We start from the raw sequence: 20,959 nt of genomic DNA on the forward strand, positions 1-20,959 counted from the left end.
CCGTGAGCGACGACTTCCACACCGAGATCACCGCGCAGCCCGCCGCGCTGGAACGCGCGGCGGCCGCCATGGCGGAGCAGGCGGCGGGGCTGGACGCGCTGCGCGCGCTGGCGACGCGGCGGCCGATCGTCCTGACCGGGATGGGCGCGTCCTACCACGCCTGCCTGGCGGCGGCGAGCACGCTGGGCCGGGCGGGCGTCCTCGCCACGACCGTGAACACCGCCGAGCTGACGCATTTCCGGCTGGACGCGCTGGCGCCGGGCACGGTGGTGGTGGCGATCAGCCAGTCCGGGCGCAGCGCCGAGCTGGTGCGGCTCAGCGGCGCGCTCGACCCGCGCACGCGTCTCGTCACGATCACCAACGGGCTCGGCAACCCGCTCGCGGAGGCGGCCGACATCGCGTTCGACACCCGGGCCGGGGTCGAGCACGGCCCCTCGACCGGGACGTTCGCGGCCACCTTCCCGCCGCTCGCGGCGCTGGTCCGCACGCTCGGCGGGGAAGCCGGATCCTGCGCGGTGATCGAGGAGGTCGCCGCGCTCACCGCCACCGCGGCCGAGCGGGCGCGGCGGGTGCTGGCCGGCGAGGCGGCGCTGACGGACGCGGTGGCGGGCTGGCTGGGCGACCGGACCAGCGCCGTCCTGGTGGGACGCGGCACCGGACGCGCCGCCGCCGACCTCGCGGCGCTCGTCCTGAAGGAGGCCGCGCGGCTCGCCGCCGAATGCCTCGACGCCGCCGAGTTCCGGCACGGCCCCCTGGAGCTGGCGGGGCCGGAGCTGGCGGCCGCCGTCATCGCCACCGAACCCGCGACGCGCGACCTCGACCTCGCGCTCGCCGCGGAGCTGGCGGCACTCGGCGGCCCGGTGCTGCTGGTCACCGCGGAGGGCGCCGCGCCGTACGGCGTGACCCCGGTCGCGGTCGGCGCGGTCGACCCGCTGCTCGCCCCGGCCGTCGCCGCGATCCCGTTCCAGCTCCTGGCCTGGGCGCTCGCCGTCGTGGGCGGGCGCGACCCGGGCCGGTTCACCATCGGGTCGAAGGTCACGACGAAGGAGTAGGGATGGCGACGGTCCGCCGCGGGCGGCACTTCCTCACGGTCGACGGACGCGCGCACGTCCCCGTCGGCGCGCACGTCGTCCCGCCGGAGGGACCGGACTGGCCGTGGCGCGTCGGCCCGGAGTCGTTCGCGCGGGAGTTCGGACGGATGGCGCGGCTCGGCCTCGACACCGCCCGGATCGACGTGCTCTGGGCCGCGGTCGAGCCCGAACCGGGCCGCTACGACGACAAGCACCTGGCCGTCCTCGACGAGGTGCTCGCCGCCGCCCGCCGCGCCGGACTCCGGCTGCACCCGGCGCTCCTAGTGGGAGGCGAGGTCGGCGACGCGTTCTGGGACGTCCCCTGGCGCGGCGACCGCGACCCGCACGCCGATCCGGAACTGCGCGAACTGCAGGCCGCGCACGTCGCCATGCTCGCCCGGCGCTGGCGGGGCGACCCGGCGGTCCTCGCCTGGGACCTGACCGACGAGCCGCCGTTCTGGGCCGTCACGGGCACGACCGACGACGACGCCCGCGCATGGACGAGCGCCCTCGCCGCCGCGCTGCGCGAGGCCGACCCCGAGCACCTGGTCACGGTCGGCACCGCGTCGCAGGAGGTCGACGGCGGGCCGTTCCGCGCCGACGTCGTCGCGCCGGACCTGGACTTCGCCTGCGTCCACCCGTACCCGATCTACTCGCCCGAGCTTTATCCGGACGGGCTGCTCGACCCCCGCATGACGCACTCGGCCGCGTTCGAGACCGCGCTGGCGGCGGGCGCGGGACGGCCGGTGGCCGTGCACGAGTTCGGCGCGTCCTCGGCGCAGTACGACCCCGAGCGCATCGCCGCCTACGACCGGCTGCTGTGCTGGTCGAGCTTCGGCCGCGGCGCGGTCGGCTTCTGGGCGTGGTGCTGGATCGACGCCGAGCCCGCCGCGTACGGGCGCGTCCCGTACGTGCGGATGCCGCACGAGACGCAGTTCGGCCTGCTCGACCACGCCGGCGAGCCCCGGCCGCGCGCCCGCGAGCTCGCCCGCCTCGCGGCCACCCTCAGGGCCGTCGATCTCGACGCCTACGCCTCGCACGGGCCCGCGCCGCGCGCCGCCGTCGTCGTCCCGTACGAGTACGCGCGGGCCTACGACCCGGCCGGGTACGGCCTCGGCGCCGCGGCGGCCGGCCCGTACGTCCCGGCCGAGCGCACCTGGAACCCCGAGCCCGACGTGAAGCCGCTGGTCCGGGCGTGGCTGAACGCGTTCGTGCTCGCCGCGCGGGCCGGGACCGCCGTCCGCTTCCCGCGCGAACGCCTCGACGGGACCTGGCCGGACGACGCGCGGCTCCTGCTGCTCCCGGCGCCGCTGGCCTCGACGACCACGTCGCTCTGGCACGTCCGGACGTCGTACTGGCGCGGCGCACCCGCGTTCCACCAGCGCGGCGGGACGCTCTACGTCTCCCTCTCGGCCGACGTGGCGATCCCCGAAATGGAGGCCGTCGCGGGCTGCCGCATCGTCGACCGGGCCCCGGCGCGCGGCACCGTCACGTTCCGCTTCACCGCTCCCTGGGGCCCGTTCCGGCCGGGCGACGTCCTCGAACTGCCCGGAGCGCCGGACGACCTCGCGACCCGCGGGGCGCGGATCGCGACCGCCGACGCCCGGACGATCGCGGTCGACGCCGACGGGGAACCCGTGCTCGTGGTCGCCGACCGCGCCGCCGGGCACACCGTCGTCTGCGCCGAACCGGTCGAACTGCTGCTCGCCCGCATCCCGGACGCGCACCGCCGCCACGCCGCCTGGCACGGCCTGTACGCCGGAGTCGCCGACCTCGCCGACGCCCGCGAGGACGCCCACGCCGACCACCCCGACGCGACCACCGGAACGCTGCGCGGACCGGACGGCGGGCTCGTGACGGTCACCAACCACTCCGGCGCGGACGTGACGACGCGAATCCACCTGCCCGGACACGAGCGGGCGTGGATCGCCGATCCGGACGGGCCGCGTCCCGTCGACGACACGGCACTTTCCCTGGCGCCGTACGAGACCGCCTTGATGATCTGGCACCGAGACCGCTAATAAACTTCCAATCAACGACCCGGGTGTCTTCGATCGGTGGCGCGCGTGACAACACGACCGGACCCGTTCCGCGAGGGACACGTCGAGCTGACCACCGGCCCGGTCCCGCTCCACTACCAGGTCTACCGGCACCTGCGGGACGCGCTGGCCGCGGGGCGCCTGCGTCCGGGCGACCGCCTCCCCGGCGAACGGGAGCTGTGCGACTTCTACGGGTGCAGCCTGGTCACGGTGCGCCGGGCGCTGGACGAGCTGGCCCGCGAGCGCCGCCTCGTCCGCGAACGCGGCCGCGGCACGTTCGTCACCGAGCCGCCCCTCGACCGCAACCTCGCCCTGCTCGGCAGCTTCACCGAGGAGATGCGCGCCCGCGGCCTCGATCCGAGCACCCGGGTCCTCGCCGCCACCCGCGAGCCCGCGCCGCGCGCGATCGCCGACGCGCTGCGCCTGCCCGAGGGCGCCGACACCTACCTCCTGGAACGGCTGCGCCTGGTCGGCGGCAACCCGCTGCTCCTCGAAGAGGTGCACCTGTCCGCCGACCGCTTCCCCGGACTCCTCGACTTCGACCTGGCGAACGAGTCGCTGTACGAGCTTCTCTCCCAGCGGTACGGCGTCCGCTTGGAGCACGCGCAGGAGACCATCGAGCCGATCGCGCTTCCCACCCGCGCGGCCGAACTCCTCGACCAGCGCCGCGGCCGCCCCGCGCTGCTCGTCGAACTCGTCGCGTTCGACCAGGACGACGACCCGGTCGAGCACTGCCGCAGCGTCGTCCGCGGCGACCGCGCCCGGTACCACGTCAGGGCCCGGGGAGCGCGCGCCGAACTCCTCGTCCTCCCGAACGCGGAGTTCACAACCCACTGACCGCCCCGCCGGATCGCGCTCTCCGCGCCCGCGGGGATGGCCCCAAGCTCGCTTCCGACCACTCCGACCAACGGCACCCAATTCACTGAGATTCCGGTATCCCGATGCCACGAAACACGGGGTACATCAGTTTGCTCGGGCTGCGGCCGGGGCGGTGCTGGGGCGCGTGGCGCCGGTCGCGGGTGCTGGATTCAGGTACCGGTAGGGGATTCCTCCCGTTACTCGGGCCGGGCGGCGCTGTGAGACTTCTCAGCGTCGGGAAATTCGCTCGGTACCCAGTTCGGAGAGTCGGTCCGGATTGTCGGGCGCCCATTCCAGCGGAGGAGAGAACAGATGCGGGTGAATCTGCTGTGCATGTTCACGGGAAACAGCGCCTCGGACGATGTTCGGATCTACAAGAACGAACTCCGGTTGGCGCTCGATGCGGAATCCATGGGCTTCGACCGGGTGATGGCCGTTGAACACCACTTCACGGATTACGCGTTCTGCCCGGACAATGCGCAGTTCCTGAGCTATGTCGCGGCGCAGACGAGCACGATCGGGCTGTTCCCCGCGGCCTTCATTCTGCCGTGGAACGACCCCGTCCGCGTGGCGGAGAAGACGGCGATGCTGGACCACCTCAGCGAAGGGCGGGCCGTCCTGGGGCTGGGACGAGGTCTGGCACGCGTCGAGTTCGACGCGTTCCGGCAGAGCATGGCCGAGTCCCGGGACCGTTTCGACGAGGCCGCGGTGATGGTGCTGGAAGCCCTGGAAACCGGCTTCATCGAGGGCGACGGCCCGTACTACGCGCAGCCGCGCGCGGAGATCCGGCCGCGGCCCTTCCGGTCCTTCCGCGACCGTTCCTACATGGTCGGGACGTCGCCCACGTCGATCGACATGGCGGCGAGGCTGGGTCTCGGCGCGATGAAGTTCGCGGCGGCGCCCTGGGAGTTCGTGGTCGACGAGGTGAACCACTACCGCGAGAGCTTCACCGCGCACCACGGGACGGAGGCCCCGCCCCTGATCACCGGTGACGTCATGATCTGCCACCGCGACGACAAGCGGGGCGAGGAGCTGGCGCGCGTCCACGCCCGCGACTACTACGTCTCCGTCCTGCGCCATTACGAGCTGCTGAGCGACCATTTCAAGGAGACGCTCGGCTCCTACGCCCACTACGCGAGCATGGCCGAGGTCATGCGCGGAACCTCGGAGGAGCAGTCCTTCGAGGGTTACCTGAGCGCGAATCTCTGGGGGGATCCCGCCCGGATCATCGACCAGCTGGAAAAGCGACGGGAACTGCTCGGCGACTTCGAGCTCGGCGTGGCGGTGAATTTCGGCGACATCGACATCGAGGACGCACGCGACAGCATGCGGCTGTTCGCCGAGAAGGTCCTGCCCGAGCTGAAGAGCTGGACGGGCGCGGCCACCTCCCCGGAGGCCGGCGATGCGCACTGACCTGCTGACCGCGGACGAGATCGCGGCGACGATCAAGCCGCTCGACCAGGCCCGCTGCCTGCCCGGCCGCATCTACCACGACCAGGACGTCTACGACGCGGAGATGGAGAGGGTCTTCAGGCGCGAGTGGGTGGCGGTCTTCCACGCCGCCAAGCTCCCCCGGCCGGGGGACTATCTGGCGGTCGAACTCACCGGCCGGCCGCTGCTCTTCGTGCGCGACTCCGAGGGACGCGTCCGCTGCTACAGCAATGTCTGCCGGCATCGCGGGATGCAGGTGGCACTGGGCCAGGGCAACAAGAAGGTCTTCCAGTGCGGGTACCACCGGTGGGCGTACGACCTGTCGGGCGAGCTCGTGACCGCGCCCGAGATGCCCGAGCTGAAGGACTGCGGCATCAGGCTTCCCGAGGTGCGCACGGCGGTGTGGCAGGGCATTGTCTTCGTCAACTTCCGGGAGGACGCGCCCGATCTGCACGAGCAGTTGGCGCCGCTCGGTGAACTGCTCCGGCCCTGGAACGCCGAGGACCTGGACCTGCTGTACGAGCGGCCCTACTCGTGCGACTGGAACTGGAAGATCATGTTCGAGAACGGCATCGAGAGCTACCACATTCTCGGCACCCATCGCGCGTCGCTGGAGGGCCCGCTTCCAACGCGCATCAGCTATGGCGCACCGGGTGACGGCCGCAACTACGCGGAGATCCACCTTCCCTTCGACCCGGCGGCCGGAAACCTGTTCACCGAGGACACCGTCGTCCCGGCCCTTCCCGGGCTGCCGCCGTGGGCGACCGAGAAATTCGTGTTCTGGGCCGTGTATCCGAACCTCATCATGAGTCAGACTCCGGACGGTCTCCAGACCTACATCACCATTCCGCACAGCCCTCAGGAGTCGACGTTCACGTGGGCTTACGTGACGCATCAGGGCGCCTTGACATCGCCCAACCACGAGAAGTTCAAGAAGGCGCAGGAGGACTTCGCGGATCTCGTGCAGGGGGAGGACGCGGTCTGCGCCCGGCCCGTGCAGGAGTCGATGAACTCGGGCGACTACGTGCCGGGACCCTACAACCAGCGCGAACTTCCCGTGTGGGCCTTCCACCGCTGGTACGTCCACCGGATGGCGGAGGGGGTCGAGGGCGCCGAGACCTGGTAGGCGGCCGCGGCCTTCCGCTGAAGGGTTTCGCCGGGCATGCGCTCACCTGACGACGGCGCGGGCCGGTCGCGGACGTCGCGACCGGTCCGCGCGGCCTCTCACCCGGCCTCTCACCCGGCCTCTCACCCGGCCTCTCACCCGGCCCGTGTCGTCCACCAGGTGGCCACCTGCGTCCGGGAACCGCAGCCGAGCTTGCGCAGGATGCGCTCGACATGCCCCTCGGCGGTGCGCTGCGCGATGACCAGCCGCTGCGCGATCTGCTTGTTCGTCAGGCCCTCGCTGATCAGTTCCGCGATCTCCAGTTCCCGCGGGGTGAGTTCCTCGACGGTGGCCGTGGTGCGGGAGCCGTTCGAGGACGGGGACGGGGGCGACGCCGCGGCCGCCGTCCTGAGGACGCGGTCGATCGCCGCCGTCGGCGTCATCCGCGCGCCGCGGCCGTAGACCTTGTCGAAGGCCGCCTCGCCCAGCGCCGCCCGCGCGTAGCCGTCCGCGTGCTGGTGCGCCTCTCCCCAGGCCGCGTACTGCAGGAGGGAGATGCCCGCGTTCCCCCAGGTCGCGTTCGCCGCTCCGAGCAGCCAGGCCGTCCCGTCCGCGTCCTCCCGGCGGCTCGCCACCCAGGACAGGGACTCCAGGCAGGAACCGATGACGGTCGGGTCCCCGAAGTCGCGGTTGATCTCCAGGATCTCTTTGAGCAGGCGCGTCGCCTCGTCGAGGTCTCCTTGCAGCCTTCTGAGGTCGGCGAGGATCCACAGCAGGTACGACTGGTTCCAGTACGCGCCGCGCTCGGCGGACCGTTCGATCTCGGGCCCGCACATGCTCACCCCGGCGTCGATCTCGCCCAGCGCTCCAAGCACCCCCGCCAGGTCGGCGGTGCTGAGCCACCGTCCCGGCGCGTCGCCCACCGCCTCCAGCTGGTCGCGGGCCGTGCCCAGCAGCTCCACGGCCCTGGGGTAGTCGTGGTCGCAGGCGGCGATCAGCCCGAGGACGTAGGTCGTGAATCCGCGGGTGCGGTCGTCGCCGAGGTGCTCGGCCAGCGCCCCGGCCTGCTCGCCGTGCCGGCGGGCGGCTTCGATGTCGCCCTGGTAGAAGGCCAGCCACCCGGCCAGCCACAGCCCCCGGACCTTGGCCGCGTCCGCCTCGGGGCCTCTCGGCAGGGCGGCCAGCAGGCGCTCCGCGTGCCGTCTGCCCTCGCTCACGGCGTTGACCACCCAATAGGGCCACAGGTTCGCCGCGATGTGCAGCCCCGTGATGGCCTCGTCGGGGGTGGTCAGGCAGTACTCGATCGCCATCCGGACGTTGTGCCGCTCGCACCGGAGCAGTCGGCTCCAACGGCCCTGCTCCGACTCGGACCACCCGTCGACCGCCCGCGCGGCGAGCGCGGCGCACCAGTCGCGGTGCCGCGCCCTGGTCGCGTCCAGCTCGCCGGACTCCTGGAGGCGGGCGTGCCCGAACTCGCGCAGCGTGTCCAGCATGCGGTAGCGGGCGCCCGTGCCGCCGTCGTCCCGGATCAGGATCGATCTCTCGACCAGCCCGTGGAGGCGGTCGAGCAGCGACTCCGCGGGGAGGCCGTCGTCGCAGCAGACCGCCTCCGCCGCCTCCATGTCGAAACCGCCGGCGAAGACGGTCAGCCTCGCCCACAGGGTGCGGTCGAGGGGCTCCAGCAGGTCATGGCTCCATTCGACCATCGCCGCGAGCGAGGTCTGGCGGGAGTCGGACGCCCGGTGCCCGATGGTCAGGAGCTGGAACCGGTCATCGAGCCGAGCGACGATCTCCTCCACCGACAGCGAGCGCATGCGCACCGCGGCCAGTTCGATGGCGAGCGGGATTCCCTCGAGGACGCGGCACAGGCGCGTGACGGGTGCGGCGTTGCCGGCGTCCAGTTGGAAACCGGGGAAGACGGCCTGGGCCCGGGTGACGAAGAGGTTGACCGCCTCGTAGCGCAGCAGGACGCCGGGGGACTCCTCGCCGGGGCTCTCCGGCGGCACCGTGAGCGGTGGGACCTGGATGATCTGCTCGCCCGCCATGCCGAGCGGCTGCCTGCTCGTGGCGAGGATCCGCAGGTTCTCACACGCCCGGAGCAGGGCGCGGGCGAGCTGGGCGCAGTCGTCGACCAGATGCTCGCAGTTGTCCAGGACCAGCAGTCCCTGCCGGTCCGACAGGTAGGCGATCAGCGCCGCCGTCCGGGACGTGGTGGACACGTCGGGCAGGCCCATCGCCGCGGACACCGTCTGCGGGAGGAGGCTCGGATCCCTCAGCGTGCTGAGGTCGACGGACCAGACGCCCCCGGGGAACGCCCGGTGCCGCTCCCGCGCCGTGTGGACGGCCAGCCGTGTCTTGCCGATTCCGCCGGTGCCGGTCAGGGTGAGGAGCCGGCTCGACTCGAGCAGCCGCCGGACCTCGGCCACCGCGTCGCGGCGGCCGATGAACGGGGTCAGGTCGGCGGGGAGGGTGTTGATCGACCGCGGAACGTTGCCCACTGGCAGGCCCTTCTGCCCTAGAGATCGCCGATACGACCGTTGAGAGCGAATTTTCCGACGGAGAAGAGTGTAGTTTGCGGCATCGACAGTAGAAATGGGGAAGATTGGGCCCTCTGGGCGACCGAATAGTCGCTCACCAGTCTTCGTGCCCGCGGCGGCGCGTGCGCCTTCGATGAGTCTCGCGCCGTCGTCACCGGACGGTCAGGGGAGAAATCCCCGTCCGCCACGTGTCCATGACCGGCCGGAACGGCGGGCTTTGGGGGAGCAGGTCGGGTAGTCCTCCCGGTGCCCGGGGGCGGCGACCGCGTGGATCATCTTCTGACCGGTCCGCCCGCCCGCGATCCTAGGAGAGTCGTTCATGCGGAGCACCATGCGCTCTTGGCCCTTGACGGTGTCCTCGATCCTGCGGCACGCGGCCTCGGTGAACGGTGATCGGGTCATCGTCACCCGCACCGGCGAGGGCGTCCGCACCAGGACCTTCGCGGAGACGGCGGCCCGGGCGGCACGGCTCGCCCATGGCCTGCGCGCACTCGGAGTGGCCGGGGACGAACGTGTCGCGACGTTCCAGTGGAACAACGCCGAGCACGTGGAGGCGTACGTCGGGGTGCCCTCGATGGGCGCCGTCCTGCACACCCTCAACGTCCGGCTGCCGCCCGAGCAGATCGAGTTCATCGTCGCCCACGCCCGGGACCGCGTGGTGATCGCGGACGCCGCGCTCGCCGGGTCGCTGGCGCCGATGCTGCCCCGCATGGGGACCGTCGAGCACGTCGTCGTCGTGGGCGAGGCCGGTCCGCCCGCCCTGGAGGCGCTCGCCGCGTCCGGCAAGGCCGTGCACGACTACGAGGAACTGCTGGCCGCGGCCCCGCCGCCCGGCGACTGGCCGGAGGTCGACGAGGACACCGGGGCGATGATGTGTTACACGTCGGGCACCACCGGCGACCCCAGGGGCGTGGTGTACAGCCACCGGTCCATCTATCTGCAGGGGATGGCGGTGACCACCGCCGGCGGGATGGGGATCGGGCCGTCCGACCGGGTCCTGGCGGTCGTGCCGATGTTCCACGCGAACGCCTGGGGAATGATCCATGCCGCCCTGATGGCCGGTGCCGACCTGGTGATGCCCGACCGCCATCTCCAGGCTCCGGTGCTGGCCGCCCTCATCGCGGACGAGCGCGTCTCGGTGACGGCCGGCGTGCCGACGGTCTGGGCGGACCTGCTGCGGTACGCCGACGAGGGGGGCGAGGTCCGCCTGGACGGCATCCGGGCGATCTTCTCCGGGGGGTCGGCCGTGCCGGAGACCCTGATGCGGCGCTACCACGACGAGTACGGGGTGGACCTGATCCAGGCGTTCGGCATGACGGAGACCTCGCCCGTCGTCGCGGTCGCTCATCCGCCCCGGGACCGCGAACCGGGATCGCCCGGGTACTGGGACTACCGCGGTCGCGCCGGCAGGATCCTCGCCGGGGTGGAGGCCCGGATCACCGCCGCCGACGGGACCGTCCTGCCGCCCGGATCCGCGGTGGCCGGCGAGATCGAGTTCCGGGGGCCCTGGGTCACCGGCGCCTACCACGGCGCCGCGGGCACGGACCGCTTCAACCAGGGCTGGCTGCGCTCGGGGGACGTCGGCGCGATCAGCTCCGACGGATATCTGGCCGTCTCGGACCGGACCAAGGACGTGATCAAGTCGGGGGGCGAGTGGATCAGCTCGGTGGCCCTGGAGAACGTGCTGCTGACCTGCGGCGAGGTGGCCGAGGCCGCGGTCGTCGCGATCCCCGATCCGCTGTGGGGGGAACGCCCGCTCGCCTGCGTCGTCCTCCGTGACGGCGCCCGTGCCGCGGCGGCGGACCTGCACGGCCGCCTCGCCGATCGCCTCCCGCGCTGGCAGGTGCCGGAGTACTGGACGTTCGTCGAGTCGCTGCCACGGACCAGCGTCGGGAAGTACGACAAGAAGCGCCTACGGCTGGCGCGCGAGCGGGGCGAGCTGCTGATCGTCGAACTGCCGGGCCCGCAGCGGCGCTCCGGCTAGACCGGCCGGGCCGCGCGGCGGAACAGCGGCGAAGAGCGGCCCTGGACCAGGTCGTCCGACTCGTCCAGGGCCGCCGGGGCTACGCCGTGCCGTCGCGGAGGATCTCCCGCACCTGCCGGCCGGCGCGGAGCCCGGACTCGATCGCCCCGTCGATGAAGCTGTACCAGCCGGCGGCGATGTCCGAGGTGGCGAACACCAGGCGTCCTTCGGGCCTGGCGAAGGTCTCGTGCGGTGCGAGGCCGCTCAGGTGGCCCCGCTTGTAGAAGCCCCAGCCGCCCTTGGCGAACTCGTCGTCCTCCAGATAGGAGCCCGCGGCCATGTCGACGAGCTCGATCCGGGGAAGCAGGTCCCGCAGCGCCGCCTCCACCTCCCGCGGATCGCCGGCGTCCTTCAGGGCGGACGTGCCGAAGATCTCCAGGACCTGCTCGTCGGCCGAACGCTGGTGGCTCGTCCACATCAGGCCGATCGGATGGCCGGCCTGAGGGAGGACGAGGACGCGGCGGCGCTCGCCCCTGACCACCGCGACGATCTTGGACACGCCGGGCGACTGCAGGCCGTTCCGCGCGGCCCCGAGCCGCTCGGGCGAGAGGCCGGGGGAGAAGTCGATGTGCGCCCAACCGCCGGACGGGGTGGCGACGACCACGGCGAAGGCGCTGCGGACGCGGCCGTTCGCCGTGGTCACCCGTACCGCCCGACCATCGGCTGCGACGCTCACGACCGGCTCGCCCAGGAGCAGCTCGGAGCCACCGTCGGCAAGGATCCTGTTCAACAGGCTCACCGTGCCGTCCGCGAGTTTGAAGCCGAACACCGCCTCCTGCATGGCCTCATGACTGTGGCCGCTCAGGGCCCGCCAGCGCAGCAGCGACAGGAACGCGCCCTCGTCCATCGACCCGGCCGACTCGATGCTCACCAGGGCCGAGAGGTGGGCCCGGTCGTCCGGGGAGAGGTTCAGCTGGTCGAGCCGGTCCCGCAGCGTCAGCTTGTCCAGCTCGGTCACGGCGTCGCCCCCGGCGAGGGGGCTGTGGGCGCACGGGAAGGCCGTCCGCGACGGTTCGAGGAACAGGTCGAGCACCGCCTTCTCGCGCGCTTCGGCCTGTTCGATGTCGCACCACTCCAGACCGGAGGCCGTCGGCAGCAGCGCCCACTCGGGCGCGACCGCCGCCGGCACGACCGACTCCTCCAGTCCGTACCGGGTGATCTCCGACCAGACATGCGGCTGGGTCCAATGGACGTACGTCCCGCCGATCTCGACGACCTCCCCGTCGGAAAGGCGCGAGGTCCAGGTGCGTCCTCCGACGCGGTCACGCGCTTCGAGCAGCAGCGTCCGCAGGCCCCTGGACGCGCATTCGCGCGCCGCCGTCGCTCCCGCGAACCCGGCCCCGATGACGATCACGTCGTGGTCGTGGGTCATTCCTACTCCTTCGGCTGGGTGAGGTGACGGTAAGCGGGGCCGGAGCGCGTCGATAGGGGAGGAATACCGGTTCGCGCACCCGTGCCGCCCGGCGGCTCCACTCGGGGAGCGAAAGGGGGATTGCTCCCCGAGCCATCGGGCCGCACCCCGTGAAGTATCCGGATGGCGTTGGCAAGCACCGGAAGGCGACCGGCCACGCAGGAAGCAAGAGGTGGCATCAATGTCCGAAACCAACAATCCGGCACCCTCGCCCGAGGGGCCTGCGCGGACGCGGCCCGGAACACCCGGCGACGCCGGAGCACCCGGAGACGCCGGGACGCCCGGAGGCACCGCGGGCGCTCGTCTGCAGGGCGACCTCGGGACCCTCGACCTCGTCATCATGGTGCTCTCGTACGCGGGCCCGCTCGCGGTCGTGGGACTCTACGGCGCCTTCGTCATCGGCTACGGCGTCGGCCCCGCGGCCCCGCTCGCGGTGGTGATGGTCGCCGCCGGCCTGTGCCTGTTCACGGTCGGCTACGTGGCCATGAGCGAACGGCTGCCCAGGCCGGGAGCCCTGTACACGTACGTGACCGCCGGGCTCGGGCGTCCGCTCGGGCTGAGCTCCGCCTTTCTGGCCAACCTCACGTACCTGATGTTCGGCGTCGCCTACCACGCGGGCCTGGCGATCGTGGTGCGCGGGTTCGTCGTCACGCTCGGCGGGCCCGAGATCCCGTGGCAGCCGCTGGTGCTCCTCTCGCTCGCCGTGACCTGCGCGCTCGGCCATTTCCGCGTCGACGTCTCCGCCGGCATCATGACCAAGCTGATGGCCGTGCAGGTGATCGTGGTCCTGGTCTGGAACGCCGTCGTGCTCGTCAAGGGAGGTCCCGAGGGCAGGCCGCTGGACTCCTTCGTCCCCGCGAACCTGCTGGAGGGGTCGCTCCCGATCGCCCTGCTGCTCTCGGTCACCGGCTTCGTCGGCTTCGAGTCCACCGCCGTCTTCCGCGACGAGGTGCGCGACCCGGAACGGACGGTCCCCCGGGCCGCGTACGCGGCGATCATCACCATCGGGGTCTTCTACGTGCTCTCCTACTGGGCCTCGACGGTCGCCTATGGGCCCGACAACGTGGTCGGCGCCGCCGTCTCCGATCCGGCCGGCTTCTTCCCCGACTCGGTCCGGAGCTACCTCGGCTCGGTGGCCGCCGACCTGGTGTCGCTGATGCTGGTGATGAGCTACCTGAGCGGTGTGATCGCCGAGCAGAACATCCTCGCGAGGTATCTCCACGCCCTGGGCGCGGACGGCGTGCTCGCACGGAAGGTGGGGACGGTCCACCCGCGGCACGGCTCGCCCCACGTCGCCAACGTCCTCGCGACCGCCCTGCTGGCCGTGCTGTTCGTGCCGTTCGTCGGCGGAGCCCCGGAGCGGCCCTTCACGGTGCTGTCGGCGGCGGCGGTCCTGGCCCTGTTGCTGCTGCTGACCATGAGCAGTGTCGCCGTCATCGCCTACTTCCGCCGTTCCGGCGGCGAGGCGGGCCTGTGGCGGACCGCCGTGGCGCCGGTGCTCGCCGCCCTGCTCATGGCGACGCTGACGGTCTTCGGTCTGCTGAACCTGGATGTCCTCAACACCTCGAACGCCTACGTCGCCGTCGTCCTGTGCACGGCGGTGCTGGGGGTCGTCGTCGCGCTGGTGTTCCGCGCCGTCCGGCCCGAGACGTACCGGCGAATCGGGCGCAGCCAGGTGTGAACCCGCGGAGTCGATCCGAAAGGACCGGGACGAGCGATCTCGTCCCGGTCCTTTCGGTGTTCCTCACCAAACGACGACGGCCCGTGGCTCGGCCGATGGGGTACCCGGTCGGGGATTCCTCCCGTTACTCCGTGCGGGCGGGCGCTGTGAGAGTTCGGATCGCGGGACGCAGAAACGGTGCGAGCGCCGACCGGAGCCGAAAGGAACAGCCCCATGCCCAGTGCGGAACATGAAGCCATAGTCCGGGCATTGCAGAATGCCACGCCGCCGGTCGATCCGACGCTGGACCAAATGCGCGAGAACTACGATCGATTGTTGGTGCCGTTCGACCCGGACGGGGGGACGACCGTCACCTCCGAGTCCGCCGGCGACGTCGGCGTGGAGCTGATCTCGGCCCCCGGAACCGATCCCGCGAAGACCGTCGTGTTCGTCCACGGCGGCGGGTACGTCCTGGGTTCGGTGCGCGCCTACCGCGAGTACGCCGGACGGGTCTCGGCGGCGACCGGCTCGCGGGTCGCTCTCGTCGACTACCGGCGCGCGCCCGAGGCGGTCGCGCCGGCCGCCCGCGACGACTGCGTCACCGCGTACGCGTGGTTGATCGACAACGGCGCGGACCCGGCCAGGACCAGCCTGATCGGGGATTCCGCCGGGGGCGGCCTGGCCCTCGTCGTGACCGCGTGGCTGGCGCGCAGCGAGCTGCCCACGCCGGCCGCGGTGGTCGGGCTCTCCGCGTGGATCGACGTCGGCGTGCGCGCGGACATGCCGGACGAGAAGCAGACCGGCGACCCGATGCTGACACCGGGCGGCCTGCGCTGGTTCGGGGAGACCTACCTCTCCGGAGCCGCGGGCGACGACCCCGAGCACAACGCGCTGTACGCCGACCTCACCGGGATGCCGCCCACGCTGCTGCAGACGGGAACGCGGGACGTCGCCCATCAGGACTCCGTGCTCTTCGCCGAACGCGCCAAGGCCGCGAGCGTCCTCGTCGAACTGGACGTCTACGACGGCCTCATTCACGACTGGCACGCCTTCGGGCCCGGTCTGCCCGAAGGGCGGGCGGCGCTCGCCCGCGTGGGCGCGTTCCTCGGCGCTCACGCCGGCGGGCGGGGGGCGTGATGCACCCGGTGGAGGAACGGTGGTTCCGCCAGGTACTCCAGCACGTCCCGACCGCGGTGGTCGTGATCAGCGGGGTGGACGGGACCGGGGCCCCGGTCGGCTTCGCGTGCGGGTCCTTCTTCTCGGTCTCCCTCGACCCGCCGCTCGTGGGGTTCTGCGTGGCGCGGACCTCGACGACCTGGCCGCGGATGGCGGAGGGCGGAGGGTTCTGCGCGAACGTCCTCGCCGACGACCAGGAGGAGACCAGCGGCCGGTTCGCGCGCAGCGGCGGGGACAAGTTCGCCGGGGTCGAGTGGCATCGCGGGACGTCCGGCCGCCCCTACCTGGACCGGGCGGTGGCGTGGGTCGACTGTGCGACGACCGCCGTCCACGAGGCGGGAGACCACCTCATCGTCGTCGGGACCGTCGCCGAGTTGCTCCTGCACCCGCGAGAGCCGCGGCCGCTCGTCTTCCATCGCGGCGGGTACGGCGCCGTGGCGGAAACGGTGTCCACCGGGGAAATGGTGTCCACCGGGGAACCGGCGCCCGCCCAGAAGCGGCAGGCGTCGTGACGGGAGCGGACGTTGAAGCTTGACACCGTCTTCACCAACGCCCGTATCACCACCCTGGACCCCGAACGGCCGACCGCGCGGCGGCTCGGCGTCCTGGGCGGCAGGGTCGCCGGCCTGGACGAGGACCTGGACGGCGTGACCGCCGACCGGGTCGTGGATCTGGCGGGCGCTCCGGTGGTCCCTGGGTTCAACGACGCCCACTACCACCTCAGCGCGGCCGGTACGCGCATGCTGCAGATGGACCTCCGCGCGGACGTCGTGGCCACGCTCGACGAGCTGTACCGGGTGGTCGCCGAGCACGCCGCCGGCCTGCCCGCGGACGCGTGGGTGATCGGGGCGGGCTATGACCAGAACAAGCTCGGGGCGCACCCGGACCGCGACCGCCTCGACCGGGCGTGCGGAGGTCGCCCGGCGTTCCTGCAGCACTGCTCGGGGCACCTCGGAGTGGTCAGCTCGGCCGCCCTCGCGCGGATGGGGATCGGGGACGCCGTGTCCTCCACCGCGATCCCCGGGGGGACCGTCGACACCGACCGCGCGGGCAGGCCCACCGGGCTGCTTCGCGAGCGCGCGGTCGAGATCGCTTACCACGCCGCCGGCCCGCTCACGGCCGAGCGGTTCGCCGAGGCGATCGGACGGGCGGCGCGCGAGGCCCTCGCGGTCGGCATCACGTCCGTCACCGAGCCGGGCATCGGGACCGATGGTCTGCTCGGGAACAACTGCGCGGACCTGGCGGCCTTCGTGCGGGCGCGTGACACCGGCGTGCTGCGCGTGCGGACGAACGTCATGCCGGTCGCCGACGTCCTCCACGAGATCACGCCCTTTGAGGCGGACCGGCCCTGGTTCGGTCTCGACCTCGGCCTGGCGAGCGGGTTCGGGGACGAACGGCTGAAGGTGGGGGCGGTCAAGTTCATGGTCGACGGCTCCCTCGTCGGCCGGACCGCCTGCCTGACGAGCCCGTACGCGGACCGGCCGGGGGAGTCGGGCGACCTCCGCGAGGAACGGCGGTCCGTCATCGACCGGATCGTGCGGGCGCACGAGTTCGGGTGGCAGGTCGCCGCGCACGCGATCGGGGACGCGGCGATCGACGTCGTCCTCGACGCCTGCGAGCGGGCCGGTCGGCTGCATCCGCGCCGCGATCCCCGGCACCGCATCGAGCACTGCGCCGTGACGCGGCCGGACCAGCTGGCGCGGCTCGCCGGGCTCGGGGTGATCCCCGTCCCCCAGGGACGTTTCGTCAGCGAGCTCGGCGACGGCATGATCCGCGCGCTCGGGACGCCTCGCTCCGAATGGTGCTATCGGGGCCGATCGTTCCTCGATGCCGGGCTGGTGCTCCCGGGCAGCAGCGACTGCCCGGTCGTGAACGGCGAGCCGCTGCTGGGGATGCACGACCTGGTGAACCGGACGACGTCCGGCGGCCGGACCCTCGGCGCGGCCGAGCGGCTGACGCCGCTGGAGGCGCTCCGGGCCTTCACCGTGGGGTCGGCGTTCGCCGCGCGCGAGGAGACGTCCAAGGGCACCCTCGCCCGCGGGAAGCTTGCGGATCTCGTGGTGCTCTCCGACGACGTGCTCCAGGTCGGGTCCGGCGGTCTCGCCGCCGTCACGGTGGGCGCGACGGTGGTCGGCGGCGAAGTCGAGTACGACGCGGGAGCCGTGGCGAGGGACGCCTGAAAGGCATTGACCGTGACTTCAAGTGAACAGGAGTTCTCAATGATGGGGAAGAACACCCGCGTCAGCGTCATCGGCCTGGGGAATCTGGGGTCGGCGCTGGCGGGCGCGCTGGTGCGGGGCGGCTGCGACGTGGCCGTCTGGAACCGCACGTCGGGACGCACCGCGGCGTTGGAAGGCGAGGGCGCGGTCGCGTCCCCGACCCTGCGGGCCGCCCTGGAGCACGCCGAAGTGGTCGTCTTCGCGCTGCCCACGTACGCGGCGGTCGACGACCTCTTCCACGATGCGATCGACGACGGGTGGCTGAAGGGCAAGGCCGCGGTCAACATCACCACCGGCGACGCCGACCAGGCCCGCGCCGCCCGCGACCGGTTCGCCGCCGGCGGCGCCGAATACCTCGACGGCGACTGCGGGTCCTACCCGTCCGCCGTGGGCGGGGACGCCAGCATGATCATCTACTCGGGCCCGAAGGATCTCTTCGACCGGCTCGACGAGCCGGTCATCAGGCCGCTCGGCGCCGACGGAGCCTGGGTCGGCGAGGACGTCGGCGCGGCCAACGCCCTGTTCATGGCCACCACGGCGTTCTTCCTGACGTCCGTGGCCGCCTACATCGAGGGCGCGGCGCACGCCGACCGCCATGGCATCGCCGCGGGCGCGTACGCCGACTACTCGGTCAAGTACCTGAACACCGTCCGCGACCTCATCGTCTCCTCGACGCCGCTCATGGAGTCGCACGACCATTCCGGCATGGGCCAGGCCGCACTGGAGGTCTACCTCGACGCCGCCAGGACGGTCGAGCGGGACGCGACCGGAGCCGGGGCCCGCACCGACCTGCTGACCGTCACGACCCGCTATTTCGAGGAGGGCGTCCGCGCGGGCCACGGCACGAAGGAGGCCAGCATCCTCTTCGAACTCCTACGCCAGAACCCGACCCCGCAGTAACTGGCCACTGAGAACCGCCGACCCAGGAGCCGTGTGGAGATCGGCCCGCCGCCGTCGGCTCCTGGGTCCCTCCTGCCCCCACATTCGGCTACGCAGATCGATCACACATGCTCCAAGGTCGGCAACGTGTCACCCCCTTCGGCGACAGCGCCGACGGTGCCCGAGTTCCAGTAGTAGAAGAAGGGCGTGCGCGGGTCGCCCGCCATGCGCGCGGCTCGGCGAGGTCGCGCGTCCGATGGATTCCGGCAATTCGGTACAAAGACCGTTCGTCGCATCTGATTGACCGTTCGACCGACGGCCCCTGACCGCCCTCCTGACCAGCCGTCGTGATCATGCGATGCTCCGCCCGACGACGTCGAACAGTCGTCGGGCGGCCCCGCCGCCCCGGGCTAGGAAGGAGCTGCGGCGATGCGTGCGAGACGGCGGACGACCTGGGCGAACAGAAGAAGTCGCAGGTGGCGGCTGTCCCTTGTCGCGGCGGCCGTGGTGCTGCTGGGTGGCGTCGCCGCCATGCCCGGTGCGGCGGCCGACGCCCCGCCGAAGGCGGCGGACTGCGAATTCAGCGTCCAGAAGGACGTCCCTGCCACCATGCGGGACGGGACGGTATTGCGCAGCAACGTGTTCACGCCGAAAGGGGACGGTGACTTCCCCGTCATCCTGATGCGGCTGCCCTACAACAAGGAGGGCGCCCTGAGCTTCGTCTACGGCGCCCCCGACCGTTACGCCAAGGCCTGCTACCTCGTCGTGGTGCAGGACGTCCGCGGCGAGTACAAGTCGGACGGCACCTTCTACCCGTACCGGAGTGAGGCCGAGGACGGCTACGACACCATCGAGTGGTCCGCCGCTCTGCCGCACTCCAACGGCAAGGTCGGCATGTACGGGTTCTCCTATCCGGGGCTCACGCAGTGGCTGCCCGCCACCCTCACGCCCCCGCACCTGGTCACGATCGCCCCGGGGTTCACGTCCTCCGACATCTACGACGGATGGACCTACGAGGGCGGCGCGCTGTACCAGTCGTTCATCCAGGACTGGCTCCTGAGCTTCCTCACCGGAGGCGTCACCAGCAAGCTCCCGGACGGCGCGAAGCTGCGGGCGGAGATGAACCAGGCGTCCAAGGACCTGCACGCCAAGTGGTACAAGTACCAGCCGCTGAACAACTTCCCGCCGCTGTACCCGCAGGACAACCGCATCGCGCCGTACTACTTCGACTGGATCGACCACCCGAGCTTCGACGACTACTGGAAGCGCTGGAGCATCCGCACGAAGTATCCGCAGGTCAAGGTGCCGTCGCTGAATTTCAGCGGCTGGTCCGACATCTTCCTCAACGGGACGGTGGAGAACTTCGCCGGGATGCGCGCCCAGGGCGGGTCCGAGGTCGCCCGGCAGGGCGCGCAGCTCCTCGTCGGGCCGTGGACGCACGGCGGCTCGGGCCGCAAGGTGGGCGACGTCGACTTCGGTCCGGAGGCGGTCGTCGCGTGGGGCGATCTGCACCTCCGCTGGTTCGACCACTGGCTGAAGGGGATCGACAACGGCGTGGACAAGGATCCGCCGGTGAAGGTCTTCGTGATGGGCGCCAACAAGTGGCGCACGGCTGACTCCTGGCCGATCCCCGGCACCGCCAACACCACGTACTACCTGCACAGCAAGGGCGACGCGAACACGGCGAACGGCGGCGGCACGCTCGATACCACCGCGCCCGCCACGGAGGAGAAGGCCGACCAGTACCAGTACGACCCGGCGAACCCGGTACCGAGCGTCGGCGGCCGTTTCCAGAGCTCGGTGCCCGGCGGCCCGCGGGACCAGCGGTCCGTCGAGCAGCGGCCGGACGTGCTGGTCTACAGCACCCCGCAGCTCACCAAGGACACCGAGGTCACCGGCCCGATCTCCGTCACGCTGTACGCCAGGTCCTCGGCGAAGGACACCGACTGGACGGCGAAGCTCACCGACGTCGGGCCGGACGGCACCTCAATGCTGATCCGGGACGGCATCCAGCGCGCCCGGTACCGGGTCTCGCTGGAGAAGCCCGAGCTGATCACCCCCGGAGAGGTCTACAAGTACACGATCAAGCTGTGGCCGACCAGCAACCTGTTCAAGGCAGGTCACCGCATCCGGCTGGAGATCTCCAGCAGCAACTTCCCGATGTACGACCGGAACCCGAACACGGGCGGGAAGTTCGGCGCCGACACGACCACGCAGCCCGCGTCGCAGACCGTCCTGCACGACCCGGCGCACCCGTCGTCGATCACGCTGCCGATCATGCCGACGCCCGTCCGCTGACCCCGGCGTAACGGCTGGCCCGCGCCCCCGCCGCGGGTCAGCCGGAGGCCGGGCAGACCTGCTCGAAGTGGACGTTGCCGAACGTCCGTCCGCAGAAGTCGTTCTTGGGCCGGCCGCCGGTCTGGACCTTGTGGGCGTTCTCGACGTTGGCGAAGAACGGGCCCCCGCGGTCGAACTGGACCCGGTACATCCGCTAGGTGAGCCGCAGCCGCTCAGCCTGGTCGCCGGTGCGTCGATGGTGGGGATCTGCGCG

General features: G+C 71.8%; 15 protein-coding genes. 12 read left to right on the top strand and 3 right to left on the bottom strand.

The window, feature by feature from the left end; translation table 11 throughout:
* Nucleotides 1–2: 2 nt before the first annotated feature.
* The 5 genes from ACH01S_RS30785 (at nt 3) to ACH01S_RS30805 (ending at nt 6,524) form a co-directional block, all read left to right on the top strand.
* Nucleotides 3–1,052 (top strand): SIS domain-containing protein, encoded by a 1,050-nt coding sequence (locus tag ACH01S_RS30785; protein WP_067899582.1) that lies wholly within the window; start codon nt 3–5, stop codon nt 1,050–1,052.
* Nucleotides 1,053–1,054: 2 nt separating this feature from the next.
* Nucleotides 1,055–3,091, top strand: coding sequence for a glycoside hydrolase 5 family protein (locus ACH01S_RS30790; protein WP_067899584.1), 2,037 nt, complete (start codon nt 1,055–1,057; stop codon nt 3,089–3,091).
* A gap of 45 nt (nt 3,092–3,136) precedes the next feature.
* A complete protein-coding gene (locus tag ACH01S_RS30795; RefSeq protein ID WP_169809385.1) occupies nt 3,137–3,946 on the top strand; it encodes a GntR family transcriptional regulator in 810 nt (269 codons plus the stop codon).
* Nucleotides 3,947–4,279: 333 nt separating this feature from the next.
* Nucleotides 4,280–5,380 carry an LLM class flavin-dependent oxidoreductase gene (locus ACH01S_RS30800; RefSeq protein ID WP_067899586.1) on the top strand — a complete coding sequence of 367 codons (1,101 nt, stop codon included), beginning with the start codon at nt 4,280–4,282 and terminating at the stop codon, nt 5,378–5,380.
* The gene (locus ACH01S_RS30805) at nt 5,370–6,524 is read left to right on the top strand and encodes an aromatic ring-hydroxylating oxygenase subunit alpha (RefSeq protein ID WP_067899589.1); all 1,155 of its coding nucleotides are present in this window, start codon (nt 5,370–5,372) and stop codon (nt 6,522–6,524) included. Before ACH01S_RS30800 ends, ACH01S_RS30805 begins: the two co-directional genes overlap by 11 nt.
* A gap of 134 nt (nt 6,525–6,658) precedes the next feature.
* Here the strand turns inward: ACH01S_RS30805 and ACH01S_RS30810 are convergent, their stop codons facing one another.
* Entirely contained in the window at nt 6,659–9,001 is a 2,343-nt protein-coding gene (locus ACH01S_RS30810; protein ID WP_067899592.1) for an ATP-binding protein, read from the bottom strand.
* A 370-nt stretch (nt 9,002–9,371) separates the two neighbouring features.
* On the opposite strand from ACH01S_RS30810, the gene ACH01S_RS30815 reads away from it, so the two are divergent.
* Nucleotides 9,372–11,024 carry a long-chain fatty acid--CoA ligase gene (locus tag ACH01S_RS30815; protein ID WP_255220355.1) on the top strand — a complete coding sequence of 551 codons (1,653 nt, stop codon included), beginning with the start codon at nt 9,372–9,374 and terminating at the stop codon, nt 11,022–11,024.
* Between the two features lie 79 nt (nt 11,025–11,103).
* On the opposite strand, the gene ACH01S_RS30820 is transcribed toward ACH01S_RS30815, so the two are convergent.
* Complete coding sequence (locus ACH01S_RS30820; RefSeq protein WP_067899598.1) at nt 11,104–12,435, bottom strand: flavin monoamine oxidase family protein; 1,332 nt, start codon at nt 12,433–12,435, stop codon at nt 11,104–11,106.
* A 220-nt stretch (nt 12,436–12,655) separates the two neighbouring features.
* Between ACH01S_RS30820 and ACH01S_RS30825 the strand changes: the two genes are divergently transcribed.
* The 6 genes from ACH01S_RS30825 (at nt 12,656) to ACH01S_RS30850 (ending at nt 20,706) form a co-directional block, all read left to right on the top strand.
* Nucleotides 12,656–14,155, top strand: a complete 1,500-nt coding sequence (locus ACH01S_RS30825) for an APC family permease (RefSeq protein ID WP_083981323.1) — start codon at nt 12,656–12,658, stop codon at nt 14,153–14,155.
* A gap of 291 nt (nt 14,156–14,446) precedes the next feature.
* Nucleotides 14,447–15,271 (top strand): alpha/beta hydrolase, encoded by an 825-nt coding sequence (locus ACH01S_RS30830; protein WP_169809386.1) that lies wholly within the window; start codon nt 14,447–14,449, stop codon nt 15,269–15,271.
* The gene (locus tag ACH01S_RS30835) at nt 15,271–15,822 is read left to right on the top strand and encodes a flavin reductase family protein (RefSeq protein ID WP_067899605.1); all 552 of its coding nucleotides are present in this window, start codon (nt 15,271–15,273) and stop codon (nt 15,820–15,822) included. The genes ACH01S_RS30830 and ACH01S_RS30835 overlap by 1 nt, the downstream gene beginning before the upstream one ends.
* A 12-nt stretch (nt 15,823–15,834) precedes the next feature.
* A complete protein-coding gene (locus tag ACH01S_RS30840; RefSeq protein WP_067899608.1) occupies nt 15,835–17,490 on the top strand; it encodes an amidohydrolase in 1,656 nt (551 codons plus the stop codon).
* A 39-nt stretch (nt 17,491–17,529) separates the two neighbouring features.
* On the top strand, nt 17,530–18,429 hold the full coding sequence (locus tag ACH01S_RS30845; RefSeq protein ID WP_067899611.1) for an NAD(P)-dependent oxidoreductase: 900 nt from the start codon (nt 17,530–17,532) through the stop codon (nt 18,427–18,429).
* A gap of 408 nt (nt 18,430–18,837) precedes the next feature.
* The gene (locus ACH01S_RS30850; protein ID WP_083981325.1) at nt 18,838–20,706 is read left to right on the top strand and encodes a CocE/NonD family hydrolase; all 1,869 of its coding nucleotides are present in this window, start codon (nt 18,838–18,840) and stop codon (nt 20,704–20,706) included.
* Between the two features lie 37 nt (nt 20,707–20,743).
* Here the strand turns inward: ACH01S_RS30850 and ACH01S_RS43920 are convergent, their stop codons facing one another.
* Nucleotides 20,744–20,896: a hypothetical protein gene (locus ACH01S_RS43920; protein WP_157406334.1), complete on the bottom strand. Its 153-nt coding sequence runs from the start codon at nt 20,894–20,896 to the stop codon at nt 20,744–20,746.
* Between the last annotated feature and the right edge of the window lie 63 nt (nt 20,897–20,959).

The sequence above is a fragment of the Actinomadura chibensis NBRC 106107 genome (assembly GCF_001552135.1).
In the GTDB taxonomy this organism is placed as follows: Bacteria; Actinomycetota; Actinomycetes; order Streptosporangiales; family Streptosporangiaceae; genus Spirillospora; species Spirillospora chibensis.